The 26,241-nt window shown below is 39.2% G+C and carries 26 protein-coding genes and 2 tRNA genes; 24 read left to right on the plus strand and 4 right to left on the minus strand.

Annotation, left to right across the window (positions count from 1 at the left end; translation table 11 throughout):
- Positions 1–141: 141 nt before the first annotated feature.
- Positions 142–1,377, minus strand: coding sequence for an aminopeptidase (locus LQZ76_RS04890; RefSeq protein ID WP_230098649.1), 1,236 nt, complete (start codon positions 1,375–1,377; stop codon positions 142–144).
- 213 nt (positions 1,378–1,590) lie between these two features.
- Between LQZ76_RS04890 and map the strand changes: the two genes are divergently transcribed.
- The 8 genes from map to LQZ76_RS04930 all read left to right on the plus strand — a co-directional run bounded on the left by map (position 1,591) and on the right by LQZ76_RS04930 (position 6,591).
- Complete coding sequence (gene map / locus LQZ76_RS04895) at positions 1,591–2,376, plus strand: type I methionyl aminopeptidase (protein ID WP_230098650.1); 786 nt, start codon at positions 1,591–1,593, stop codon at positions 2,374–2,376.
- 127 nt (positions 2,377–2,503) lie between these two features.
- Positions 2,504–3,505 (plus strand): Gfo/Idh/MocA family protein, encoded by a 1,002-nt coding sequence (locus LQZ76_RS04900; RefSeq protein WP_230098651.1) that lies wholly within the window; start codon positions 2,504–2,506, stop codon positions 3,503–3,505.
- Positions 3,506–3,532: 27 nt separating this feature from the next.
- On the plus strand, positions 3,533–4,876 hold the full coding sequence (locus LQZ76_RS04905; RefSeq protein WP_230098652.1) for a DEAD/DEAH box helicase: 1,344 nt from the start codon (positions 3,533–3,535) through the stop codon (positions 4,874–4,876).
- 92 nt (positions 4,877–4,968) lie between these two features.
- Positions 4,969–5,041, plus strand: a tRNA-Arg gene (locus LQZ76_RS04910).
- Between the two features lie 30 nt (positions 5,042–5,071).
- Positions 5,072–5,488 carry a GtrA family protein gene (locus LQZ76_RS04915; protein WP_230098653.1) on the plus strand — a complete coding sequence of 139 codons (417 nt, stop codon included), beginning with the start codon at positions 5,072–5,074 and terminating at the stop codon, positions 5,486–5,488.
- A 65-nt stretch (positions 5,489–5,553) separates the two neighbouring features.
- Positions 5,554–5,626 (plus strand) — tRNA-Gln (locus LQZ76_RS04920).
- Positions 5,627–5,940: 314 nt separating this feature from the next.
- Positions 5,941–6,114: a hypothetical protein gene (locus LQZ76_RS04925; RefSeq protein WP_230098654.1), complete on the plus strand. Its 174-nt coding sequence runs from the start codon at positions 5,941–5,943 to the stop codon at positions 6,112–6,114.
- A 201-nt stretch (positions 6,115–6,315) separates the two neighbouring features.
- Positions 6,316–6,591 carry an HU family DNA-binding protein gene (locus LQZ76_RS04930; protein WP_168722320.1) on the plus strand — a complete coding sequence of 92 codons (276 nt, stop codon included), beginning with the start codon at positions 6,316–6,318 and terminating at the stop codon, positions 6,589–6,591.
- 112 nt (positions 6,592–6,703) lie between these two features.
- On the opposite strand, the gene LQZ76_RS04935 is transcribed toward LQZ76_RS04930, so the two are convergent.
- On the minus strand, positions 6,704–7,066 hold the full coding sequence (locus LQZ76_RS04935; protein WP_230098655.1) for a TIGR02328 family protein: 363 nt from the start codon (positions 7,064–7,066) through the stop codon (positions 6,704–6,706).
- A 148-nt stretch (positions 7,067–7,214) separates the two neighbouring features.
- On the opposite strand from LQZ76_RS04935, the gene gatC reads away from it, so the two are divergent.
- The 13 genes from gatC (at position 7,215) to LQZ76_RS05000 (ending at position 21,966) form a co-directional block, all read left to right on the plus strand.
- Positions 7,215–7,529 (plus strand): Asp-tRNA(Asn)/Glu-tRNA(Gln) amidotransferase subunit GatC, encoded by a 315-nt coding sequence (gene gatC / locus LQZ76_RS04940; protein WP_230098656.1) that lies wholly within the window; start codon positions 7,215–7,217, stop codon positions 7,527–7,529.
- Positions 7,526–8,992, plus strand: a complete 1,467-nt coding sequence (gatA, locus tag LQZ76_RS04945) for an Asp-tRNA(Asn)/Glu-tRNA(Gln) amidotransferase subunit GatA (RefSeq protein ID WP_230098698.1) — start codon at positions 7,526–7,528, stop codon at positions 8,990–8,992. The genes gatC and gatA (LQZ76_RS04945) overlap by 4 nt, the downstream gene beginning before the upstream one ends.
- Complete coding sequence (gene gatB / locus LQZ76_RS04950) at positions 8,992–10,419, plus strand: Asp-tRNA(Asn)/Glu-tRNA(Gln) amidotransferase subunit GatB (protein WP_230098657.1); 1,428 nt, start codon at positions 8,992–8,994, stop codon at positions 10,417–10,419. Before gatA (LQZ76_RS04945) ends, gatB begins: the two co-directional genes overlap by 1 nt.
- A 132-nt stretch (positions 10,420–10,551) precedes the next feature.
- Positions 10,552–11,544 carry a diacylglycerol kinase gene (locus tag LQZ76_RS04955; protein WP_230098658.1) on the plus strand — a complete coding sequence of 331 codons (993 nt, stop codon included), beginning with the start codon at positions 10,552–10,554 and terminating at the stop codon, positions 11,542–11,544.
- Positions 11,545–11,583: 39 nt separating this feature from the next.
- Positions 11,584–12,954 carry a 23S rRNA (uracil(1939)-C(5))-methyltransferase RlmD gene (gene rlmD, locus LQZ76_RS04960; protein WP_230098659.1) on the plus strand — a complete coding sequence of 457 codons (1,371 nt, stop codon included), beginning with the start codon at positions 11,584–11,586 and terminating at the stop codon, positions 12,952–12,954.
- A 274-nt stretch (positions 12,955–13,228) separates the two neighbouring features.
- The gene (locus LQZ76_RS04965) at positions 13,229–13,480 is read left to right on the plus strand and encodes a hypothetical protein (RefSeq protein ID WP_230098660.1); all 252 of its coding nucleotides are present in this window, start codon (positions 13,229–13,231) and stop codon (positions 13,478–13,480) included.
- Positions 13,481–13,482: 2 nt separating this feature from the next.
- Positions 13,483–14,934 carry an Asp-tRNA(Asn)/Glu-tRNA(Gln) amidotransferase subunit GatA gene (gene gatA, locus LQZ76_RS04970; RefSeq protein ID WP_230098661.1) on the plus strand — a complete coding sequence of 484 codons (1,452 nt, stop codon included), beginning with the start codon at positions 13,483–13,485 and terminating at the stop codon, positions 14,932–14,934.
- A gap of 77 nt (positions 14,935–15,011) precedes the next feature.
- Entirely contained in the window at positions 15,012–15,359 is a 348-nt protein-coding gene (locus tag LQZ76_RS04975; RefSeq protein ID WP_230098662.1) for a cupin domain-containing protein, read from the plus strand.
- Between the two features lie 187 nt (positions 15,360–15,546).
- Positions 15,547–17,085, plus strand: a complete 1,539-nt coding sequence (locus LQZ76_RS04980) for an ABC transporter permease/substrate-binding protein (protein WP_230098663.1) — start codon at positions 15,547–15,549, stop codon at positions 17,083–17,085.
- The gene (locus tag LQZ76_RS04985) at positions 17,082–18,044 is read left to right on the plus strand and encodes an ABC transporter ATP-binding protein (protein WP_230098664.1); all 963 of its coding nucleotides are present in this window, start codon (positions 17,082–17,084) and stop codon (positions 18,042–18,044) included. The genes LQZ76_RS04980 and LQZ76_RS04985 overlap by 4 nt, the downstream gene beginning before the upstream one ends.
- A gap of 242 nt (positions 18,045–18,286) precedes the next feature.
- Entirely contained in the window at positions 18,287–19,453 is a 1,167-nt protein-coding gene (locus LQZ76_RS04990; RefSeq protein WP_230098665.1) for a cysteine desulfurase family protein, read from the plus strand.
- Between the two features lie 13 nt (positions 19,454–19,466).
- A complete protein-coding gene (gene thiI / locus LQZ76_RS04995; RefSeq protein WP_230098666.1) occupies positions 19,467–20,684 on the plus strand; it encodes a tRNA uracil 4-sulfurtransferase ThiI in 1,218 nt (405 codons plus the stop codon).
- Positions 20,685–21,036: 352 nt separating this feature from the next.
- Positions 21,037–21,966 (plus strand): hypothetical protein, encoded by a 930-nt coding sequence (locus tag LQZ76_RS05000; RefSeq protein WP_230098667.1) that lies wholly within the window; start codon positions 21,037–21,039, stop codon positions 21,964–21,966.
- 66 nt (positions 21,967–22,032) lie between these two features.
- Here the strand turns inward: LQZ76_RS05000 and LQZ76_RS05005 are convergent, their stop codons facing one another.
- Both LQZ76_RS05005 and LQZ76_RS05010 read right to left on the minus strand, forming a co-directional pair.
- Complete coding sequence (locus tag LQZ76_RS05005; RefSeq protein ID WP_290368168.1) at positions 22,033–22,665, minus strand: copper homeostasis protein CutC; 633 nt, start codon at positions 22,663–22,665, stop codon at positions 22,033–22,035.
- A gap of 145 nt (positions 22,666–22,810) precedes the next feature.
- Positions 22,811–23,830: a lactonase family protein gene (locus LQZ76_RS05010; RefSeq protein ID WP_230098669.1), complete on the minus strand. Its 1,020-nt coding sequence runs from the start codon at positions 23,828–23,830 to the stop codon at positions 22,811–22,813.
- 229 nt (positions 23,831–24,059) lie between these two features.
- Here LQZ76_RS05010 and LQZ76_RS05015 point away from each other — a divergent pair, with 229 nt between their 5' ends.
- From LQZ76_RS05015 to trmL, 3 genes are read left to right on the plus strand one after another with little or no spacing between them, the layout of a single operon-like run.
- Positions 24,060–24,911: a methyltransferase domain-containing protein gene (locus tag LQZ76_RS05015; protein WP_230098670.1), complete on the plus strand. Its 852-nt coding sequence runs from the start codon at positions 24,060–24,062 to the stop codon at positions 24,909–24,911.
- A gap of 24 nt (positions 24,912–24,935) precedes the next feature.
- Positions 24,936–25,661: a hypothetical protein gene (locus tag LQZ76_RS05020; RefSeq protein WP_230098671.1), complete on the plus strand. Its 726-nt coding sequence runs from the start codon at positions 24,936–24,938 to the stop codon at positions 25,659–25,661.
- Positions 25,662–25,697: 36 nt separating this feature from the next.
- Positions 25,698–26,213 carry a tRNA (uridine(34)/cytosine(34)/5-carboxymethylaminomethyluridine(34)-2'-O)-methyltransferase TrmL gene (gene trmL / locus LQZ76_RS05025; protein WP_230098672.1) on the plus strand — a complete coding sequence of 172 codons (516 nt, stop codon included), beginning with the start codon at positions 25,698–25,700 and terminating at the stop codon, positions 26,211–26,213.
- Positions 26,214–26,241 lie beyond the last annotated feature (28 nt).

The following is a 26,241-nucleotide window of genomic DNA, read 5'->3' on the forward strand; positions in this document are numbered from 1 at the left end:
GGAGTGCTCGCTAATTTATTCACTTTTTTCAAAATAAAAAAATTCCAGATGGAAATGATACTCATTTCCATCTGGAATTTTTATTTAAGAGGTAGTTATGTCACAACCCCTTTTTATTATACTTGAGAGTAGTAGATGTTTTTAAGCCCAGTCACCATCACGGAAGACGGGAATAATTTGACCGTCATATGTGATACCGTCAATATTCATATCAGCTGAACCAATCATGAAATCAACGTGCGTTTGTGATTGATTTTGACCAAGGGCTGTCCGAGCAGCTTCATCAAGGGTTGTTCCATTTTTAACATTAAATGGATATGCTGCCCCTAATGCTAAGTGATCAGAAGCATTTTCATCAATTAAAGTATTGAAGAAGACGATGCCAGATTCAGAGATTGGTGAGTGGAAAGGTACTAATGAAACTTCACCAAGTGAACGTGAACCAGCATCAGTATCGAGTAACTTAATTAAGGCATCTTCACCCTTAGAGGCATGTGCATCAACAACTTGACCATTTTCAAAAGTTAATTCGATATCTTCAATTAACACCCCAGCATATGAAAGAGGTTTAGTTGAAACCACTTTACCATGAATATTGTTAAAGTCAGGTGAAGTGAAGACTTCTTCGGTTGGCATGTTAGCGACAAATAAGTTCCCTTGACGGTCAACTGAATCAGCTGCTTCCCAAACGTGGTCTTTGGCTAAACCAACCGTGAAGTTAGTTAATTCACTAGAGTAGTGAAGTTCTTTAAAGTTTAAATCGTTAAGCCAAGTTGCTTTTTGTTTAAGGATTTTAATGTGTTCATCCCAAACGGCAATCGCATCGTTATTGTCATCAATCCGGACTACTTTGAAAATTTCTTCCCATAAGCGATCAACGGCGGCTTGACCAGTTAATTCAGGAAATACTTTTTCGGCCCACTTTTGACTAGAAGCAGCTACAACTAACCATGAAATATCATTATTCATCGTTGCTTGGCGAATGACACGTAAAGCTTTACCACTTGCCGCTGTAAATTTAGCTACGCGTTCTTGATCTAAATCACCATATGCATCGGGATCACTTGAAATAAGGGAAATCCGTGAAGCGTTCTTAGCCATTAATTCTTCCGCTTCAACCGTTAAGTAGTTTGGAATATTCACTAAACGTTCATCCGAAGTGTTTTCAAGGAAGGCGTGCCCAATGTGGCTGTCATTCCATTTAACAATCACTTCGTTTGCGCCAGCAGCATAAGCCGCATCAACGATTTTACGGGCAAGGACAACGTTTTCGACATCCGCATATAAAATAATCGTTTGGTCTTTTTGGACGTTTACGCCGGTTTTTACAATAAGTTCGGCATATTTGTCGAGTTTTAGGTCAAAATTTGTGCTCATAGGTAAGCATCCTCCATTAAAAATTAAAGTACGTTAATTATAGCATGTTAATTACATGAGTAATGCATTAAATTTATTTAATTTTAAAAATTAAAATACTAGGATTCAGTCAAAAACGATTCATCAAACCAATAAGACAAAGTGTTTTGGTAATGCTATAATAGTAAGGATTAGTAAGTAAATAACTAAATAAGATTTAGGAAAGGGATAGTTATGATTAGTTTAAAATCAGCTCGTGAAATCGAAGCAATGAAAGCTTCTGGTGCAATTATTGCGGGCATGCACCAAGAATTAGCTAAAATTATTAAACCTGGCATGGAAAGCTGGGCGATTGAAGAATTTTGTCACAAATATATTGAGGAACATGGTGGGGTGGCTGCACAAATCGGCTTTGAAACTTATAAATATGCCACTTGTGTTTCAATCAATGATTATGTATGTCATGCAATTCCTCGTAAAGGCGTCTTCTTAAAAGAAGGCGATATTGTTAAAGTTGACACGGTTGTTGAACTTGATGGAGCGTTTTCAGATTCATGTTGGACATTTGCCGTTGGTGAAGTTAGTCCTGAAGTGGCAGCTTTAATGGCCGCAACCAAGAAAGCCTTATACCTAGGAATTGATCAAGCCGTGATTGGTAATCGGATTGGTGATATTGGTGCCGCGATTGATGGTTACTTAAGTGAAAATGGTTACGGTAATGTGCGTGAATACATTGGTCATGGGATTGGACCAACGATGCACGAAGAACCATCAGTACCACACTTTGGAAATGCTGGCCGTGGTTTGCGCTTAAAAGAAGGGATGACCATTACAATTGAACCGATGGTAACCCTTGGTGGGTGGCAAACCCGCATTGTGGCTGAAGAATCAGATTGGGACGCCGCTAAAACAGCTGATGGCTCATGGTGTGCCCAATACGAACACACCTTAGCAATTACCAAAGAAGGTCCCAAGATTTTAACATCCCAAGATGCTGAAATGGATGCCAAATACCTATAATAATTAATGACAGAGCCGACTTGTAAAATGAGCCGACTCTGTTTTAATTAGGTAGATTTGAGTGTGTCCGATAATGAAATTTGTTACAATATAATTAGTAAAAATTATTAATGACGAGGTGACGAAGATGGTTTTAAAAGTTGGAACAATTGGTACCAGTTGGATTACTGAACAATTTATTGAAGCGTTTTTAGCTAATAGTGCTTACGATTTAGGTGCAATTTACACGCGCGATGCTCGTAAAGCAGCCGTAATTAATGAAAAATTTGCAACTAAGGCCCCCGCATTTACGGATTTAGATGCTTTTTTTGCAAGTGATATTGATGTTGTGTACATTGCATCACCAAATGCTTTACACTACCGGCAAATTTTGCAAGCAATTGAAAACGATAAACACGTGATTGTTGAAAAGCCAGCCGTAATTACGCCAACCCAATTTGAAATGGTATATTCAAAGCTACGTGAGCATCCTAATGTCCGCTTTTTTGAGGCTGCTCGTCATATTCACCAACCAAATTTCAAAAAGATTGCTGAACAAATTAACAAGATGGAAAAAATTCAAGGGGCAACCTTTGTATATAATAAATATTCATCTCGTTTTGATGACTTCCTGGCAGGCAAGAATCCTAATGTCTTTAATCCCGAATTTGCTGGTGGGGCAATTGAAGATTTAGGTGTTTACCCAATTTATGCCGCGTTAGCATTATTTGGCTTACCACAAGATAGCCAATATTTTGCGACAAAACTAGCCAATGGGGCTGATGGTCGCGGAACAGCGATTTTACGTTATGCCTATTTTGATGTGACGTTAATTTTTGGTAAGAATTCCAACTCTTACTTAGCCTCAGAAATTTATGGTTTAGAAGATTCAATTGTGATTGATAGCATCGCTGAATTAACGAGTGTCCTTTATCACCGTAATCCGACCGAAGCTGAACAAATTGCTGATTTACCACATGAAAATCCAATGTCAGCAGAAGTAACGGTTTTTGCAGAAATTATTAATAATTTCACCGAACATCAGCAAGAATACCAAGATTTATTAATGCTTAGTCAACGCGTTAATAACACGATTTACCACTTACGCCAAACGGCTGCTTTATCTTTCCCCGCAGATCTGGAAAAATAAAGTTTCAAATTAGAAATGAGATAAAATATGTTACAAATTCTACAAGATCACTTTAATACTAAAGGGTTCACTGCACAAACACCAATTCAACAGGCCGTCTGGGAACCTTTAGTCCAAGGTGCATCAATTATTGGTTTGTCACCAACCGGTTCGGGTAAGACGATTGCCTTTACCTTACCACTGTTAGCGAACGTTGTTCCTAAAGATGGTACGCAAATTTTAATTTTATCACCATCCCAAGAATTAGCGATGCAAACCACCCAAGTTGTCCGTGAATGGGCTGCATTACTTGATTTAAGTGTCGCATCAATCACTGGGGGCGCCAATGTGAAGCGCCAAATGGAAAAGTTAAAAACAAATCCTGAAATCGTCGTTGGTACACCAGGGCGGGTTTTAAACTTATTAGCAGACCGTAAGTTGAAATTACACAATTTACAAACGATGATTATTGATGAAGCTGATGAATTACTTACGGATGAAACTTTACGTGATATCCAAGATATTGAACATTACACAAGTTCGGATGTTCAATTTGGCTTTTTCTCAGCAACAGATAAACCAGTGTTTGATAAGTTAGGCGATTTATTTGGGATTGATGTTAAAACAATTGATGTCCGGGATATTGATAATACGCAAGGGGTCGTGCGACACGGGCTCATGATGGCTAACAATTCCCAAAAAGTGGCGATGTTAAAACGTTTTAGTCACATTAAAGGGTTTAAAGCCTTGATTTTCTTTAACCAATTACCTAATTTGAAATATGCAGCCAATAATTTAAAGCATGAACATGTTAATATTGCGGTCCTTGGTGGAACTCAACGTGGTACTGATCGTGCGGATGCCTTGCGATTATTCCGCCAAGGAAAAGTTCAATACTTATTAACGACAGATGTCATGGCCCGTGGTTTGGATATTGCCGATTTACCAGCTGTGATTAACTACGATTTACCAAGCAGTGCTTTAACATATACACACCGGGTTGGTCGAACTGGTCGGATGGGTAAAGAAGGTACGGTGGTTAACTTCGGTAATGATCATGATTTACGGAAGTTAAAACAATTAGTTGGTAAAAACTTTGATTTACAAGCTATGTATTTTGCTAATAATAAATTAGTTGATCAAAAACCAATGATGACAGGTAGTCAACAATCTGGAGCACAAACAAGCACCCGGATTAACGTTGATAACAAACCAAGTACGGCTAAAGCACCGCGGATTAAGGTTCCTAGCGGTGTCCAAGCTAATAACGAAGCCAACGGCGTGCCAGCACCGGCGCAATTATCTAAAAAAGAACAAATTGCAGCTAAAAAGAAGGCGCGTTCTCGTAAAGGTTCGCAAAAAAATAAAGGCATGCGGCGTAAAAAAGACTAAATGCGTCTAAAAAATTCCTACATATAGTAGGAATTTTTTTTTTGCTTAAATATGGTCGTAAAATTGTGCTATAATATCTCGGTTAGTCTATTGACCCTATAGTTTAACTGGATAAAACGACTGCCTCCTAAGCGGTTGCTCCCAGTTCGAGTCTGGGTGGGGTCATTTAGTTGCAATTAAGAAGGTGGTTTTAGCGTGCAAGCAATCAAATTAATTATTAATAAGTATTCATCACAGCTACTGTACTTAGTTTTTGGGGTCTTAACAACCATCGTAAATATTGCAGTATTTGGTTTAGGGATTAAAGTCGGCATAAGCACAACGGTTAGTAATGTTTTAGCCTGGTTTTTATCAGTGTTAGTCGCATATTTGACGAACCGCGTGTGGGTTTTTGGTTCGCAAGCCACCGAAATTAGTGAAAAAATTCGGGAAGTAGTGACATTTTTTTACTATCGTGGCCTCACGTTAATTCTTGATTTGGCAATTATTTTTGTCGGAGTTAACTTATTACACGGGCAACCAATTATTTGGAAAATTATTGATAATGTCGTTGTGATAATTTTGAATTACGTTTTAAGTAAGGTGTTTATTTTTAAAAGTAATAAAATGTAATGTTGGTATAAAAAATATTATTGATTTATAACTTAAAAAGAATTAAAATGGACAATGTTATTTATTGCGCATTCGCCAAGGTGGTAAGGCAGTGGACTCTGAATCCATAATGCACTGGTTCGAATCCAGTATGCGCAATTTAAGAAGTTGCTCGCTTTTAATTTAGCTAGAGGGTCGTGTTACAGGGCCTTCTTTTTCATTTAAAGTCCACTTAATATTTAACTTTCATAATAATTAAAGTGAATTATAATCGCTTTAATTTGTATGCAATTATAATTGTTGTATAATGGTTTTAGGGATAAAGACTAGGATGAATTAGCTAATAATTATTTGTTGGAAACGTGAAAGTAAAATAGCCGAATTGATGGGTTAATACTGTTAAATGATATCGACGTAAAAAATTTGGGGAATTTAGCTTTACGTTAATTAATTTTTTGAAAGGGGAATTAACCGTGAAATCAGGAATTAAAGTTTTTAGTGGTAAATATTTAGAAGAATTAATTGCCGAATTAGATCAATGGCTGGAAAAGAATAACGCCTCATTATTTGGTCAAGGTGCAATCAAACAACGGCGGTTAGCTGATGAAACGTATGAAATAACGTTAAAATATGTGCTAAATAATTAAATTAATGAAACTATTGTCAGATTATTATCAAATTTATTTGACTATCGACATTGTTTCGTCTATTCTTTTGATTAGCGATTGTTTGTATGCTACGAAAAAGCAATTCTTTTGTGGTAAAAGTGGCATTATAACAACGTTTGTGCTAATATTTTATGTACTGAAGGATCAGTACAAAATTTTATATAAATGAGGAGTCTCCACATGGCTAACAAACAAGATTTAATTGACCAAGTCGCATCTACAACTGGTTTGACTAAGAAAGATTCTGCTGCTGCAGTAGAAGCTGTATTTAGCTCAATTCAAGATTTATTGGCAAAGGGTGAAAAAGTTCAATTGATTGGCTTTGGTAACTTCGAAGTTCGTGAACGCGCTGCCCGTAAGGGACGTAACCCACAAACTGGAGCAGAAATTGAAATTGCTGCTTCTGTTGTGCCTGCATTCAAACCTGGTAAAGCCTTGAAGGATGCTGTTAAGTAAGCTTAACGACACATTTAATAAAGCAAGCTAAGGTACACCATTGATTTGCAATGTGTACTAATAAAAAAACGAGAGAAAAGTAACTTTTCTCTCGTTTTTTTATTGCGCAACCTTACAAGAAGATATCTTTTTGCGCTAAGTTGGTTAAACACTCGGTAAGATAGGCTGCATCATGTTCCGGATAAATGGGCGTTGTTAATGGAGAAGCAGGTAGGCCTATATACGCCGGAGCGGTTTGACCGCGATAATCAGGTGCTGACCAACGTAAATCTGGTTTATACCCCCGACGTTGCATTTCTTGCATTACCAATTGATGGTATTGAAATAACTTATAAGGTGAGTGCTCAAAGACGTAATTAACGGTTTGATGTGGCCGACCCCAACCGCGACCACGAAGGGCACAACATTCACGATGTTGGCCGAGTAATTGTTGGCGGGGAAGGCTGGTTAATAAATCTTGATGCCATAAACGCATATTTAGACCTCCAATGGATAATTTGCTTGGTGTAATTGATTTAATTAATTATATGCCAAAAATGGAATTCGTTTAATAATTTTGTGATTAAGGTTGTTAATCTATGATAAAATTAACCAATGTAAAATATTTAGGATAGGTGAAAATCATGGCAGAAACAGAATTGACACGTGAAGAAGTCCGTCACGTGGCGGGCTTAGCAATGCTTGAATTTAATGATCAAGAACTTGATTACTTTAAAGAACAACTTGATGACATTATGAATTTAATTGACATCTTAAACGAAGTTGATACAACTGATGTCCCTGCTACTTTTACTGTTACTGAGAACCGTAATGTTCTTCGGGCAGATGAAGGCATCAATGCAGAACAAAAAGCTGAATTATTGGCGCGCGCACCCGAAAGTGAAAATGGCTTAATTAAGGTTCCCGCAATTATTAATGAAAGTGCAGGTGCTAAATAATGAATTATTTTGAAACTGACTTAACCAAGTTACACAACCAATTGGTTAACAAAGAAATCACATCAGTTGAATTGACTGAACAAACAATTGCTAATATTAAAGCAACGGAACCAACGGTTGATGCATTCATCACGATTGCCGAAGCAGAAGCATTAGCTCAAGCCAAAGCAATTGACGAACAAGGAATTGATCCAAATAGTTTGTTTAGTGGGATTCCGGTCGCAATTAAGGATAACATCTTAACTAAAGATATCTTAACAACGGCTGGTTCAAAAATGTTACACAACTTTAAACCAATTTTTGATGCAACCGTTGTTGAAAAATTAAACAACGCTGGTGCCATTATGGTCGGTAAGGCTAACATGGATGAATTTGCGATGGGTTCAACTAGTAAGAACTCATACTACAAAATGTCTAAAAATGCTTGGGATCAAACAAAAGTACCTGGTGGTTCATCAGGTGGATCTGCTGCGGCCGTTGCTTCTGGTGAAGTAATTGCGTCACTTGGGACTGATACTGGTGGTTCAGTGCGCCAACCAGCCGGATTTAATGGGATTGTTGGTTTCAAACCAACTTATGGTCGTGTTTCTCGTTGGGGAGTAATTGCCTTTGCATCTTCATTGGATCAAGTTGGTCACTTAACGCGGACGGTTTATGATAATGCCGCGATGCTGAATGTTTTAGCTGGCGCTGATCACCGCGACCAAACAACTTCAACGCGTGAAGTACCTGACTTTACCGCCAACTTAAACGGCGACATTAAAGGGATGAAGATTGCTTTACCTAAGGAATACCTTGGTGAAGGAGTCTCAGCTGGCGTTCGTGAAACAATTTTGGCCGCAGCTAAACAATTTGAAGCCCTCGGTGCTACTGTTGAAGAAGTTAGCTTACCACACTCAAAATATGGGGTGGCCGCTTACTACATTATTGGTTCTGCTGAAGCGTCATCAAACTTACAACGGTTTGATGGAATTCGTTACGGTTTCCGGGCTGAAGATGTTAAGAACTTAAATGACTTATACATCAAAACACGTTCACAAGGATTTGGGGACGAAGTTAAACGTCGGATTATGTTAGGAACATTCTCACTTTCAGCTGGTGCTTACGATGCCTTCTTTAAGAAAGCTGCTCAAATTCGGACATTGTTAATTCAAGACTTTGATAACGTCTTTAAGGATTACGATTTAATTATCGGACCTAGTGCACCATCAGTTGCGTTTGGTATGGACTATACACCTGAAGATCCAGCTGAATTATACATGTACGATGTGCTTACAATTCCATCAAACTTTGCCGGTCTACCAGCAATTTCAGTTAACGCTGGGTTCTCAGAAGGGTTACCAGTTGGTTTACACATCATTGGTAAAGCCTTTGATGAAAATACAATTTACCGGGCCGCATATGCCTTTGAACAAACAACCCAATTATTTAAGCAAGTACCTAACTTGGGAGGACAAGACTAATGAATTTTGAAACAACAATTGGACTTGAAGTCCACGTCGAAATGAAGACAAATTCAAAGGCATTTTCTCCTTCACCAGTAGCTTATGGCGCGGAAGTAAATGCCAACACTAACGTGATTGACTGGGGTTACCCAGGGGTCTTACCACAAGCTAATAAAGGGGCCATTGAATTTGGGATGCGTGCAGCGTTAGCTTTAAACGCTGAAATTACGCCGGAAACTCACTGGGATCGTAAGAACTACTTCTATCCAGATAATCCTAAAGCGTACCAAATTACAGAACATGACAACCCAATTGGTCGTAATGGTTACTTGGAAATTGAAGTTAATGGTGAAACTAAACGCATCGGTATTCGTGAACTTCACGTTGAAGAAGATGCGGGTAAAAACACCCACAATCCCAATGGTTACTCATACGTTGACTTGAACCGTCAAGGAACACCGTTGATTGAAATTGTTTCAGAAGCCGACATTACTAGTCCTGATGAAGCGTATGCTTACCTCGAAGCTTTACGTCAAACAATTCAATTTACTGGTATTTCTGATGTTAAGATGGAAGAAGGTTCAATGCGGGTTGATGCTAACTTATCAGTTCGTCCAATTGGCCAAAAAGAATTTGGGGTTAAAACTGAGTTGAAGAACTTGAACTCATTTAACTATGTTCGTAAAGGACTTGAATTTGAAGCTAAGCGTCAAGTCCAAGTCTTACTTGGTGGTGGTGAAATCAAGCAAGAAACGCGTCGTTATGATGAAGCTACTGGTACGACTATTTTGATGCGGGTTAAAGAAGGGGCGGAAGATTACCGTTACTTCCCAGAACCAGATTTAACACCACTTACAATTGATGAAGCCTGGATTGCTAAGGTGCAAGCTGAATTACCAGAAAGTGCTAAAGCCCGTCGTCAACGGTATGTTAATGAACTTGGTATCGAAGCTTACGATGCGGAAGTTATTACACAAACCCTTGAAATGTCAGATTTCTTTGATGCAACAGTTAAAGCTGGTGCTGAAGCTAAGCGGGCTGCTAACTACCTTATGGGTGATGTTAATGCCTACATGAACGACAAAAAAGTTGAATTACAAAATACTGATTTAACACCTGCTAACTTGGCGGGGATGATTAACTTAATTGAAGATGGTACCATTTCAACTAAGCAAGCCAAGAAAGTCTTTAAGGCTATCATGGAAGGTGAAGAACCAGTGGCGTATGTTGAAAAGAATGGTTTGAAACAACTTTCAGATCCAGCAATCTTACAACCAGTTATTGATGGTGTCCTTGACGCCAACGAGCAATCAATTGAAGACTTCAAAAACGGTAAGGATCGGGCCGTTGGTTTCTTAGTCGGTGCGATTATGAAACAAACCAAAGGGCAAGCTAATCCAAACGTTGTCAACGAGCTTTTGATGGCAAGTTTGAACGCCCGTTAATCAATTGATATATCTTTATTGACCAATTTAAGGTAGAATAAACCTTTGTGGTTAAATGAAATTGAATCAATAGGTCAATTAATTGGCCTATTGATTTGTACATAAATAATTTTTTTCGAAGGAGGTTTGCGCATGAAACGTGCTCGAATCATTTACAACCCGACGGCTGGACGTGAATTAGTTAAACGCCAATTAGTCGATATTTTACAAGTTTACGAAGAAGCCGGTTATGAGACAAGTGCGTTTGCAACCACGCCTGAACCAAATTCAGCAGAAAATGAAGCAAAACGGGCCGCTTTGGCTGGCTTTGATTTAATTGTGGCCGCCGGGGGTGATGGTACGATTAACGAAGTTGTTAATGGGATTGCCCCATTGGAAAAACGGCCAAAGTTAGCTATTATTCCGGCCGGAACGACCAATGATTATGCCCGGGCCCTTCGAATTCCGCGCGAGGATCCACTTGAAGCCGCAGAAGTGATTTTAAAAGGTAAAACGTTTAAAATTGATGTTGGTCAAGCAGGTGATACTTATTTTGCCAATATTGCCGCCGGCGGGATGTTAACTGAATTAACATATTCAGTTCCGTCAAAGTTTAAAACCTTGTACGGATACTTTGCTTACTTGGCTAAAGGGGCTGAATTATTACCCCGCTTGCGCCCAGTAAATGTCAGCATCGAATATGATGATGGTAAATATGAAGGTGAAGCATCAATGATGTTTTTAGCGCTAACTAATTCAGTTGGGGGCTTTGAACAATTGGTGCCGGATGCTAAGTTAGATGATGGTAAATTTACGTTACTAATTGTTAAAGCGGTGGGCATTGCTGATTTACTACAAATTGGTGCGGAAATCATCAATGGTGGTAAACACGTTGATGATCCGCGTGTGATTTACAAGAAAACTAGCAAAGTCGTTGCCAAACCATTATCAGATGATCGTTTGATGATTAATTTAGATGGTGAATATGGTGGGGATGCGCCAATGAGTTTTGTCAATTTACAACAACATATTGAAGTGGTTGCTAATATTGATGAAATGCCAGATAGTGCCTTAACATCTCGTGAAGATAAAAAGCTTCGCGAGTATGAAGAGAAATTTATTGAAGAGTCAAAACACATAAATTAACCACCGAGTTAATTTACATGTAGAAAAAAAGGATATTTTATGAGTAAGAAAAACGCACCTGTTTCAAAAAATCAACAATTTGACGTTGAAATCTTTGACCTTACATACTTAGGGATGGGGGTTGCTAAAATTGAAGATTTCCCAATCTTTGTTGCGAATGCCGTTCCTGGTGAAACGGTTAAAATTGGTATCACTAAAGTGGCTAGTTCATACGCTTTTGCCCGTGTTATCAAAGTTTTAGTTGAATCAGATAACCGTAATAATGATGTTAACGCTGACTTAGTTACTACTGGGATTGCACCATTAGCGAACTTGAAGTACCCAGCACAATTGAAATTCAAGCAACAACAAATTGAAGCGTTGTTAAAGAAACAACACTTGGATATTCCGGTTGCTGAAACAATTGGGATGGAAAATCCGTTTGGTTACCGTAATAAGGCCCAAGTGCCAGTACGTGAAATCAAAGGTCAATTGGAAACTGGATTCTACCGTCGTAATTCGCACAACTTAGTACCAATTGAAGATTACTTTATTCAAGATCCTGAAATTGATAAAGCAGTTAACACAGTTCGTGATATTTTACGTAAATATCACGTGGCAGCCTATGATGAAATTAACCACCGTGGTGTTGTACGCACGGTGATGGTTCGTCGTGGATACTACAGTCACGAAATGATGATTGTAATTGTTACTAAGTCACGGAAGTTGCCAATGCAAGAAGTGATTGTTGATGAAATTCGCGCCGCTTTACCTGAAGTTACATCAATTATTCAAAACATTAACCAAGACAAAACTAACGTTATCTTAGGTGAAAAGAATGTTGTTCTTTGGGGTAACAAAGTAATCTTTGATACTTTACTTGGCTTGAAGTTTGCGATTGGACCAAACTCATTCTACCAAGTTAACCCACAAACAACTGAAAACTTGTACACGTTAGCCGCTGAAAAAGCTGAATTAACCGGTGATGAAGTGGTTATTGATGCCTACTCAGGAATCGGAACAATTTCACTTACGATTGCGCCAAAGGTTAAGCAAGTTTATGGTGTTGAAATCGTGCCTGGTGCGATTGATGATGCCAAGCGTAATGCTGACATGAACAACATTAAAAATGTTAAATTTACGCTTGGTAAAGCAGAAGAACAAATGGTTAAGTGGGCGGAAGCTGACTTGAAACCGGACGTGATCTTTGTTGATCCACCACGTAAAGGTTTGACGGGTGAATTAATTTCGGCCGCTGTTGAAATGGCACCTAAGAAGATTGTGTACATTAGCTGTAACCCAGCGACATTAACGCGTGACTTGGAAGAATTTAAACAACTTGGCTATGAAGTTAAGGGTTCAATTCAACCAGTTGACCAATTCCCACAAACGACACACGTTGAAAGTATTGCCGTTTTGGAAAAAAACTAGATTAAGTAACATTAAAAAGGGGTTGGGACATAACTCTTTTCAAGTACTAAATTGCTACCAAAACGCGCTCCAGAAGTCCGATATATTCGAAATATACGCAAAAAAAGCTAGGAAAAGTAAATTTTCCTGGCTTTTTTGCTAGCATTTCTCGATATCGCCCGACTTCTGGCACAGCTCCTTTTTAGCATATTAAGCAAAATATTGGCAAGTTTTTTTATTATTTGATAGGTTTATAAGTAATATTAAATCAAATTTACACTGGGGGATTAATTGCATGGTTGAAAAACTAACGCCACAAGATATTGATGAATTAGGTGCATTAATGTTATTACGGTTTAATGATGAGGAACGGGCAACGTACCAAAAAAATGTCCAAATTTTTTTAAATTTAACGGCTAATTTTGATGAATGTGATTGTACGGATGTGGAACCAACATTTGTAGTTGCTGAGGAAAACGCTGGTTTACAAAATGATACTGGTTTAGAAATTATTCCATCAGATTACTTTAAAGTGGGGGATTTGTAAGCATGAACTATTTTGAAACTGATTTGGTAACCTTGCACAAGCAGTTACTAACCAAAGAAATTAGTGCCGTCGAATTGACTGAACAAACATTGAAACGGATTGCCGCGACCGATGAAAAATTAAAGGCTTATATTTTAGTAACCAAAGAACACGCCTTAAAACAAGCGGCCGCAATTGATGCCCAAGGAATTGATGCGGATAACTTATTGAGTGGGATTCCAGTCGCAATTAAAGACAATATTTTAACTAAGGATATTGTTACAACTGGGGCTTCAAAAATGTTAAAAAATTATCAACCAAGCTATGATGCAACGGTTGTTAAAAAATTAACCCTAGCTGGTGCTATCACGATTGGTAAAACTAACCTTGATGAACTCGCTATGGGCTCAACAAGTGAAACGTCTGCGTATCAAGTTACCCGTAATGCTTGGGACCAAGATAAGTTGCCTGGTGGTTCATCTGGTGGATCAGGAGCAACGGTTGCCGGTGGTCAAGTGATTGCCGCGCTCGGTTCAGATACAGGTGGTTCCGTACGTCAACCTGCCAGTTATAACGGGATTGTCGGCATGAAACCATCGTATGGGCGCGTTTCTCGTACCGGGGTGATTGCTTTTGCCTCTTCATTAGACCAAGTTGGACCATTGACCCGTAATGTGCACGATAATGCTGCGATGTTAAATGTTTTAGCTGGCTTTGATGCCCACGATGATGCTAGTTCACATGAAGTAATTCCTGATTTTACAGCGAAGTTAACTGCAGGTGTTAAAGGCATGAAAATTGGTTTACCCATTGAATTTATGGGGTCCGGGGTCTCAGAGGGTGTTAAAACGCAAATTTTAGCCGCTGCTCGTCAACTAGAAGCCTTGGGGGCCCATGTAGAGGAAATTAGTTTACCGCACGTTAAATATGCCCGGAGTGCGTGGTATGTGATGTCATATGCGGAAGCCGCAATTAACTTTGCTAATTTTGATCATAATACTAGTGGTTACCGGACTGAAAACTTAGATATTTTACAAGATTTCTATACGACAATTCGGTCGGAAGGCTTAGGTGAAAACGTTAAAAGTTGTTTAATGCTCGGGACGTTAGCAGTTGTACCTAAAAATTACCATAACTTATATCACAAGGCTGCCCAAATTCGGACCTTAATTAATCGCGATTTCGAGCAAGCATTTGCTGATTACGATTTGATTATCGGACCAACTACGCCGGTGGTCGCTTATGGCGATAATTATCAAGAACCAACCCAAGCAGAAGCGGATATGTTTGATATTTTGGTAACACCGGCTAATTTTGCGGGCCTACCAGCTTTATCAATCAATGCTGGCTTCTCAGAAGGGTTACCAGTGGGTTTACAAATTATTGGTCCTCGGTTCAATGAAGAACGCGTTTATCAAGCTGCTTATGCCTTTGAACAAGTCAGTGATTTATTAAAACAGCATCCTAATTTGTAATTAATTATTTAGGAATAAAAATATGCCCGAGCAAAGTGGTATAGTTATTACTAATAATTAGAAAGTAGGATATACCGATGTTTTTTTATGATAATGAATTGCCCTTAGAACGCGTCGATGAAAATAGTTTGCGGAAAGTCTTGGCATATGGGGATGGATTGATGAATACGTTAGTTGTCTTTGAACGTGGTTTAGCCGCCGGTAGTTCGATTCCATATCACCAACACGAACATGTCCAAACAACGTTTGTTTTGCAAGGAAGTTTTGAATTTGCGATTGAATATCCTGATCATATTGAACGAAAAGTAGTTCAGCAAGGTGATTCAATTTACTTTCCAAGTAAGCATCCCCATGGGTGCATTCCGCTTGAAGATGATAGTCGGTTACTAGATGCTTTCACACCAATTCGCCAAGATTTTCTATAATAATTGAAATTATTAGCTAATTGATATTAAAGTAATAATAAATAGCACCTTATTAAAGTGAATATATTATTAAGAGTTTTGTAATACCTTTTCGGCTTTTTTTTTGTTAAGATAGGTATCTACAGACTTCACTATTAAATTGTAAGTGCTTTTAGAAATTACAGCTAGAACTTGGAGGGAAAATTAAATGTCGCATTTTATTCAGACATTAATTTCAGAACGATATAATTTGTTCAATGCGATTTTGCAACATATTGAAATTTCATTGGTTGCGTTAGTGATTGCAATTATAATTGCCGTCCCAATTGCGATTAGTGTCTTAAGTCATAAAAAAGTTGCGTATGTGATCACCCAATTTGCAGGGGTCTTACAAACAATTCCATCATTGGCATTGTTAGGATTATTAATTCCATTTGTTGGCATCGGTGAAGTACCAGCCGTAATTGCGTTAGTGGTATATGCGATTTTACCAATTTTTCAAAATACCTATATTGGGTTGACCTCGATTGATGAATCGCTTGATGAAGCCGCGGATGCCTTTGGGATGACTAAGTTTGAAAAATTAACGAAAGTCCAATTACCAATCGCTTTACCAACGATTATTGCTGGGATTCGCCAAGCGTTAGTAATGATTATTGGGACAGCTACTTTGGCGGCTTTAATCGGTGCCGGGGGGCTTGGGAACTTAATCTTACTCGGGATTGACCGAAATGATAATACGCTAACCATTATTGGGGCACTTGCTGCGGCCTTGTTGGCCATTATCTTTAGTGCGTTAATTTATGTGCTCCAAAAAGGTAAATTACGCTACTCAATTGCGGCTTTATTATTAATTATTGCAATTCCGGTTGGGAATGGGATTTATCACGCTGTGCAACCAAAACAAACCACGATTACGATTGCCGGTAAGTTAGGATCGGAACCAGATATTTTAATTAACATGTACAAAGAGTTAATTGAAGCGAAGAATCCGAATACTAACGTTGTGTTAAAACCAAACTTTGGCCAAACGAGTTTCTTGTTTAACGCCTTGAAAGCTAAACAAATTGATATTTATCCTGAATTTACAGGCACGGTTTTAGAAAGCTTAGTTAAAGTACCCCATGGTCAACGTGATACGGGTGTAACTCCAGAAAAATTATACGGTTATGCTAAAAAAGATTTAAAAGATCAATTTGGTTTTGATTACTTGCCACCAATGGAATACAACAATACGTATTCAATCATTGTTACCAAAGCCTTTGCTGACAAATATCATTTGAAGAATATTTCTGATTTACGCAATATTGAATCAAAACTTCATGCCGGTTTTGACCTTGAATTCTTAAACCGTCCCGATGGTTATAAAGGCTTACAAGCGAAATATGGTCTTTCAGTAACGTCACAATCAGTCGATGCGGCCTTGCGCTATGAAGCATTGCGGAGTGGTAAGGTTAATGTGATTGATGGTTTCTCAACTGATTCACAAATTCGCCAATATAACTTTGTTGAACTAAAAGACAACCACCACTTGTTCCCAGTTTACCAAGGGGCACCGTTAGTTTCGGCGACTCTTGCTAAGGAACACCCAGCAATCATTGATACCTTGAATGTTTTGGCTGGTAAGATTACTGAAGACGAAATGCGTGAAATGAACTACCAAGTTAACGTCAAAGGTAAGTCCCCAGCGGTTGTTGCTCGTAACTTCTTAGTTGCGCACCATTTGTTAGGAGCTAATCAAAAATGACAGAAACATTAATTAAATTAGATAACGTCTCAAAGGTTTACCAAGATAAAACCGTTGTTTCAAACTTATCACTTGATGTGCACGCGGGTGAATTTTTAGTCTTAGTTGGTTCATCAGGGAGTGGGAAAACGACAACGCTCAAGATGGTTAACCAATTGATTACCCAAACTGAAGGGGCAGTTATTTTTAAAGGCAAAAATGTTAGTGAATACAATTTACGCGACTTACGGTTACAAATTGGCTATGTTTTACAACAAATTGCGCTTTTTCCGAATATGACTGTCGGCCAAAATATTAGTTTGATTCCAGAAATGAAAAAGCAACCTAAAGCCGCTACGAGTAAAATGGTTGATGATTTGTTACGTGAAGTTGATATGGATCCGGCTAATTATCGTCATCGGATGCCCAATGAATTATCCGGTGGGGAACAACAACGGATTGGAATTTTACGGGCCTTTGCAGCCAATCAAGATGTCGTGTTAATGGATGAACCGTTTAGTGCTTTGGATCCGATTTTACGGAGTCAGTTACAAGCGTTAGTTAAGAAAATTCACCAACAATTTGGGACCACCATTATCTTTGTGACCCACGATATGGATGAAGCGCTACGCTTAGGCGATCGCATTGCCGTTATGCGACATGGGCAAATTTTGCAAGTTGATACGCCAGAAGAAATTGTCAAAAATCCAGCAAATAGTTTTGTTAGTGAATTATTTGCTAACTCAATGGCACAAGATGTGTTTGGGGTCTACTTAAGTCGCTTAGAATTATTAGATTACCTTGAAGTACAACCAGATGCGAATGCCACGGTTGATTTGGAAACGAGTGCCACCGTTGGTGAAGCTATTAAGTTACTTGCTCAACGGGATACGATAACGTTAGCAACGAAGAAAAATGGTTTAGCTGTTCTTACTAAGGCGCAACTCTTTAAATTCATTAGTGAATTCCAAGATATGTAACGGATTAGAACGTTAAAAAGTCGATATTTAATAAAACTAGGACGACCAATTAAGTAATTTTTTGGTGGTCCTAGTTTTATTATTTTTAGCCGTTGGTAGTGATTTTTAATGACAAAGCACGAAATATTTCTCATAATGCTAGTTTTATTGAGCAAGGCTCTTCACAAATGGCTTAAAATTCCTTATTATTAATGAGTGTTTCTATCAGCCAGCGATTTTAAATTAGAAAGAAGTGGATATTCATGATTTATTTTGATAATTCAGCAACAACGCAAGCTGATGCTTCAGTTTTAGAAACCTACACCAAAGTTTCGCAAGCAATTTGGGGGAATCCGAGTTCCTTACACAATTTTGGTGAAAAGGCCGATAAGTTATTAAGTCAATCACGCCAACAAATAGCCGATATTTTCGGTGTGAAAAAACATGAAATCTTCTTTACCTCAGGTGGTACGGAAGGTGATAACTGGGTAATCAAAGGAACGGCAATTGCAAAACGGGCCTTTGGTAAACATTTAATTACCACCCAAATTGAGCACCCAGCTGTAATTAATACAATGCAACAACTCGAACAATTGGGGTATGAAGTGACATATTTACCGGTTGATCGAACAGGGCGGGTAAGTGCTAGTGATGTCGCTGCTGCAATTCGCCCCGATACAATTTTAGTATCAGTGATGGCCGTTAATAATGAGGTTGGTTCGATTCAACCAATTGATGAAATTGGGGCGGTATTAGCCGATTATCCAACAATTCATTTTCACGTTGATGCCGTCCAAGCTGTTGGTAAAAGTTTACGGGAGTTAGTTTTTAACCCGCGGGTTGATTTTGCCACGTTTTCTGGGCACAAATTTCATGCACCACGGGGTACGGGCTTTATTTATATGAAAGCTGGTAAAAAATTAGCCCCATTAATGTCTGGTGGTGGGCAAGAGAGTAACTTGCGTTCAGGAACTGAAAATGTGCCAGCGATTGCGGCGATGGCTAAAGCCTTGCGGATTGTCACGACCGATGAAGCGGTTAAAAATCAACAAGAACAAGCCGTCCGCAAGGCCATTATTGAGCACATCAAAACGCAACCAAACATTACGATTTTTTCAGGGACCGATGAACATTTTGCACCCCATATTTTAACGTTTGCAATTGAAGGTGTGCGCGGGGAAACGATTGTGCATGCTTTTGAAGATCATGGCATTTATATTTCAACGACTTCCGCTTGTTCTTCTAAAAAAGAACAAGTTTCCGGTACGTTAATGGCAATGCACACCCCCGAAAATTTAGCAACATCAGCGGTGCGAGTTTCACTTGATGCCACAAATACGCTTGCTGAAGCAGTAGCGTTTAACCAAGCATTTGACACAATTTATGCGGGCTTTGGTAAAATTATGACCAAGCGTAACGCGTCAAACTAGAAAGAGGTACACCTTGGAATATACAGAAATTATGGTTCGCTACGGTGAACTCTCAACTAAAGGGAAAAACATCAAAGATTTTATCAATCGGTTAGGTTCTAACACGATTCGCGCTTTGCATGATTTTCCAGAAGTCCACGTTTATCCAAAACGTGACCGGATGCACGTGGTCTTAAATGGCACGGATCCAGAACCAGTGATGAAACGGTTAAAACTTATTTTCGGGATTCAAACGTTTTCACCAGTTGTTCAATTAGCAAAAGATATTGAAGTCGTTAAAGAAACGGCGATTGCCATGATGCGCGAACAAGTTAAGCCTGGCATGACGTTTAAAGTAAGTACTAAGCGTTCCGATAAAGAATTTCCGATGGATACTAATGCTATCAACCGCGAAGTTGGGGGGGCCGTTTTTGAAGCCTTTACTGAGTTAGCAGTTGATGTTAAAAATCCGGATATTGAAATTTTAGTTGATGTGCGACAAAACGGAATTTTCATTTCATCTGAAACGATTAAAGGAGCCGGTGGTTTCCCAGTCGGAACAGCTGGTAAGGGGATGATGATGCTTTCTGGTGGGATTGATTCACCAGTGGCGGCTTACCTTGGGATGAAACGTGGGGTGGATATGGAAATGATTCACTTCTTTAGTCCACCATATACGACGGAACAAGCTTTGGCTAAATCAAAGCAATTGACTGAAGTATTATCACAATCAGTTGGGGCAATTAAGTTTATTCAAATTCCATTTACCGAAATTCAAGAAACAATTAAGGAAAAAGTTCCTGAAGGTTACTTGATGACGATTCAACGCCGGTTGATGCTCCGTTTGAGTGTCGCAATGGCTGAACAACGTGGTGGGATGGCAATTTTTAACGGGGAAGCGCTTGGTCAAGTAGCCTCACAAACCATGGAATCAATGATGGCCATCAATGACGTGACAACAATGCCCGTGATTCGTCCAGTTGTTTCAATGGATAAAACGGAAATCATTAAAGTGTCCGAAGAAATTGGGACTTTTGAACTTTCAATTATGCCATTTGAAGACTGTTGTACTATTTTTGCACCACCATCACCTAAAACACGGCCTAACTTAGAAAAGGCCCGCCAATTCGAACAGTTGATTGATGTTGAAGGTTTGATGGAACGTGCTTTAGCAGCGACTAAAATTGTGACGATCAAGCCCGGTGAAAACTACTTGAATCCAGATGAAGATATTTTTGCAGAATTATTGTAAAAATATCTTGCATAACAAAATTATCCATGATAGTATTATTGTTATGCGATGAGTCGAGAATAACCAGCCGGTTTTACCGGTGCAAGTAATTGCCTAGTGGTTTTCGAAGGCAGGGCACATATACCACCGAATTGTGGGTGCTTGTTAAGGGGATTGTGGAATCTACCTTTTCTACTCATGACTACGCTAATTTATTAGTGGAGTACTGCCGTGACGGAATTAGAAATAATTCCCCGGGCTTGACCGGTTATTCAAGCAAAATGCCAAATCGAGCTGTAGGGTAATCCTACAGCTCTTTTCTTTTGTCCAAAAATGACTATAATGGTATTTAAACATTTCGAGGAGTAAGCACATGCGTAGTGGTGGTAAAGCCCAGACCAAGCAATTAATTCAACAAAAACACCGAATTAGACAACAACAAACTCAACAATTAGCCCCGTTTGACGCGCAACAATTTCAAGAATTTATGCGTGTTCGGTGGTATTTAACAACCAACCAAGTTTTAACGCCGCTAGATCAAAATCTGAGTGAGGTTTGGTTGGTAACGTTGTTAGATGGGATACTAAGCGCGCGCCCGCAAGGGATAATGAATGTCCACCGGCTTGATATGACGGCCTTAGTTAAAGCAAGTTTAGGCCAATTGGCTGGCTTGAATTATCAAAATTACTTAAGATTACTGACATTAAGTCCGCGTTTATTTAAATTTCTGAAAAAAGAACTTGCCGTTAATCCATATTTTGTGGTTGATACGTTGCCGACTAAACCAGAATTTGCTGCGAGCATGGCACAATTTTTAGCGCAAAATTTAAGTCATCGGCAAGGAATGGCCGAGCGATTGACGGCTCAATACTATGGCTTATTTTGGCAAAATGAACAGATTGTGCCGGCCATGATTGCGGAATTATACCGTGGTCAAACGGTAGCTGCGCCGATTGATGATAGCCAACTAAGCAGTGAACCAGCAAACTTACAAGTCGTGCAAACGCAGCTATTGGCGGCAATTAAGCCCGATATGGCTAATCAAGCTGTGTTAACCGCAATTTGTAGTAACCCGATGTTCGTAACAGCCGTGTACCAACAAGATGTAGCTTTGTTACTGGCTAGTCCCTTCGCCATCATCCCAACTACTTGGCAACCAACAACGGAAACGCTGTTAGGCCTAGGCCAGCAGGTTCAAGCGCTTGTAGCAGCCAGCCAGCTAGGCACCGAAATTACGGCTACCAGTTGGCAACAGTTTGATTGGTTACTAGCAATTACGGCATTAAATAGTTTGAATAAGTAAAAAAGCCTACTAGAAAGATTTTCTGGTAGGCTTTTAGCTTATCTAATTTTGCAGTAAAACTAGTACTTAATCAACAATTTTAGTACCGTGAACTTGGTAAACTGTTAATGTTTTCGCGATGTTTTCATAGTTTGCACTCGTAATCCCACCACCTGGTAAGATTGCGATGTGGTTAGCGGCATGGGCTAACAGTTCTTTTAAGTGATTGATGTTATCTTCAATCGGTGTGGCCAAATCACCACCGTGCGTCAAGATTCGTTCAACCCCATGATCAGTTAACCAGTCAATGGCATGGACTTGTTCTTCGTGGTCAAGGGCATCAAATGCCATGTGCATCGTGATAGTCATGCCACCAGCGGCTGCAATTAGGTTTTCCATGGCATCCTCATCAAGCGTGTTATCATCAGTCAATGCCCCAAAAGCGACCCCATCAGCACCAAGTTGTTGGGCTTCAAGAATATCCGCTTCCATAATTTTAAGTTCAATATCATTGTAAACAAAGTTACCACCGCGTGGTCGAATCATTACAGTGATTTCCTTATCATGATCATGGACATATTTAATTGCTTCTGCAATCATGCCTTTAGAAGGGGTAATCCCGCCGGCAGCAAGATCAGCATTTAGTTCGATGCGGTCAGCACCATTTTGAATAACACGGACTATTTCGGGGAAAGTTGCCACCACTGCTTCTTTGATAATTGCCATATTTAAACTCCTGTTCATTTTGTTAGTTAGATAATTGTATCAAAAAAAAGCGTACACGCCAAACTATCTAAAGTAATCGCCGATAAATTTATGGTAAATAAAAAACGAACCTAGTAATAGATTCGTTTTAGTAATTCGCTTATTCGAAGTGGACGCGGACACCTTCAGGAAGGGCAAAGTCTTTTTGAACTAAGCTCAATTTACCCGTAGCAGCATCCCGGCTAAGTAATGATACGTTATCAGTATCTTTGTTAGCTACCACAATAAAGGCTTCCGTGCTGTTAAGGTCAAAGTCACGGGGGAATTCACCTTCAGTGCTGATAGTTTGAATTAATTCTGCATGGGCACCGGCTTCTGTAAGTGCAAAGACCGCGATTGAATTGTGGCCACGGTTTGATGTGTACACAAACTTACCATCTTTAGTAACGCGAATAGCGGCGGCACCGTTAAATTCAGTCCAATCAGCTGGCAAGGTTGAAATAGTTTGTTCAACGGTAAAGCTACCATCGGCTTGGTTGTAGGCCAAAACGCTCAATTTAGATGAAAGTTCACCAAGTAAGTAAGCGTGTTTACCATCCGGGCTAAAGCGAATGTGACGAGGGCCAAAGCCAGCGTCAGTCGTTAAAGTGGCAGCATGTGTTAATTTACCAGAATCAGCAACATCGTACGTATCAACACGGTCAGAACCAAGGTCAACGACAACAAGGCGTTGATCAGGTGTTAAACCAGTAAAGTGAACGTGGGCAGAACCTTGTTCCGGCCGTGGACCGTGACCTTCATTTTTAACTGAATCAACCAATTCAAGGTTGTCACCATTGATTTTAAGGACTTCTGTTAAACCAATGTGGTAGTAACCAGCATAAACTAATTGACGTGCCTCATCAACGGCTACATAAGCAGGCGCTGCTTCAAGCATGTGTTCAGAAAGTTTAGTCGCTGGCCGGGTTGTGTTATCTAACACAAAAACCCCACCTTGATCACCATGTTTATCAACACTGTAAAGTTTGCCAGCCTTTGAAGTGGTCAAGTAAGTTGGGTTACCAACCTTAGCAACGAGGGTCGCTGGTGTCAATGCACCTTTGTCAGTGTCAAGAATGGCTTCATAAATACCTTCAGACGTTTTTTTTGTGTATGTACCAAAGAGAATTTTTTCTTGCATCGTAATTGTGCCTCCAAAAAATTTTAGTTATAACGATAACGCTTTCATTATACCAGAAAAATATTTGTAAATGCAGTTTTCCTAAATATCAGCAGGAAAACTTTGTAATCTAAAAGCCCACAAAAAGGCAGCGAGTTAACTTTTAAAAACAATTAGAATTATTAGTGAGATGCTAATAATCGTGGAATAATGTATACTTAATAATGGAGTTTATGCAGATGAGGTTATTATGAAAAAAATAGATAAAGGACGCTTGTTTGTCCAAGAAAATTTGGCATTATTCCAATGTCCAAATTGTCAGGCAGCATTTACAGATGTTGTTGAAAATACGGTGACGTGTGTTAATCAACATGCGTTTGATTTATCTAAAAAAGGTACCTTATATTTTTTAAATCATGCCGTTAATACCGAATATGATGATGCGATGTTGGCGTCACGCCGGAAAGTCTTAACCGCGGGTTTATTTGACGGGATTGTTGATGCGGTTGTCGCAGCATTACCGACCACGCCACAAACGCTGTTAGATGTTGGGACGGGGGAAGGAACGCCATTTGCGAAGTTATTAACACAACGTGGTAATATCGACACAGCCATTGCATTTGATATTAGTAAAGCCGGAGTTAATTTAGCAACCCAATTAGAAACGGATGCTTTTTTTGCCGTTGCTGATTTAGCCCAATTGCCATTTGCAACGGATGCTTTTTCAAGTGTTGTTGAATTCTTTTCACCAAGTGCGTACGCTGAATTTAATCGGGTCATTCAACCTAATGGAATGCTTGTGAAAGTGGTGCCCAACCATTTTTATTTACGTGAACTCCGTGAAATGCTTTATCCGGAAGGTTCAAAGCATCATACGTATGATAATCAGCAAGTCGTTGATTTATTTATGCAAAATTATCCAGATACGATCATTCAAGATGTAACTTATCAATGGACAATTCCAACGGATTTATATGCCGATTTATTACACATGACGCCGCTTCACTGGGGTGCTCGGCCTGAAGCACAAGCGATGGCTGAAAAAACGCCATTAACATCAATCACCGTTGATGTCCAATTACTAATCACCACAATTAAGTAGAAAGCTCCATGGAGGGAACATTATATGTCTGAAAAAGAACCTGCGATGCTTAAAGGGACCCAAACGCGCCACGAACGCGAAGCCCAAGCACAACAAGCCCAAGCTCGTAAAAAGCGACATGCACGGGCCAAAGTAATTGGAATTTTATTAGCAATCGTGGTTATAATTGCAGTTGTGGCTGGTTTACAACTTAACCAACACCATCAGCCCAAAACCACTGAGCAAGCAACGAGCCAAACAAGTGGTAAATCTGAAAAATCAAGCAGTTCAGCCTCATCAAGTAGTCAAGTGCAACCAAGTAATATTTTTGGGGATGCAGCGGCAGAAATTTCACCAGAAAAATATATTAAAGATATTTATGGTAAAACCCAAGCCTTATATTTAATTGTCGGAGATAGCAAAGATATGCGGACCCAACAATTAGCCCAAGTCTTGAAAACTGATCATGGGACGTTACACAATCGTGTGCCAATTTACTTTATTGATGCTAATCGCTATTTAGAAGGTAATGATGCCAAAGAAAAAATTGCAACATTACAGTTGTTAAATGGCTTAGGTTTGGCAAAGGTTACCGGTAATAGTGTGCCATCACAAGTTAAATTTACGAGCACAATGTACGCTAATAAATTAACGAAAGTTAACAATAAAGCTGCGTATACTAGTTATACGGCAGAGGGTAACACGTTTACGGATAAAAATGCCTTGCAATCATTTTTAGATGCCGCTGATGCAAAATTAGGCGTAAACTAGTACTTAAGATAATTTTTAAGAAGGAAATTTAAATTAATGAAAAATCATATTGTTTTATTTGAACCACTTATGCCAGCTAATACTGGTAACATTGCCCGCACATGTGCTGGTACAGATACGGTCTTACACTTGATTGAACCGCTTGGCTTTTCAACGGATGACAAGATGATGAAACGGGCCGGCTTAGATTACTGGGATAAAGTTGAAATCAAATATCACAAAAACTTACCAGCGTTTGTTGAATCCCTTGGTGAAAATGATCGCTTGTACTTAGTATCAAAATTTGCTGAATACAGTTACCACCAAGTTGATTACACAAATGAAGATTTAGATTACTACTTCTTATTTGGTAAGGAAACGACTGGGTTACCAGAACCATTTATGCGTGCTAACCCTGAAAAAGCGATTCGGATTCCGCAAGATGACGAAAACATTCGAAGCTTGAATTTGGCTAATTCAGCCGCAATTGTTATTTACGAAGCCTTGCGCCAACAAGATTTCCCCAATTTGGAAACTACGCACTTGTATGAAAACGATAAGTTAAAGGATTAATAAAGCTAATGGAACGCGCCTGATTTTA

The organism is Periweissella ghanensis (assembly GCF_918814755.1).
In the GTDB taxonomy this organism is placed as follows: Bacteria; Bacillota; Bacilli; order Lactobacillales; family Lactobacillaceae; genus Periweissella; species Periweissella ghanensis.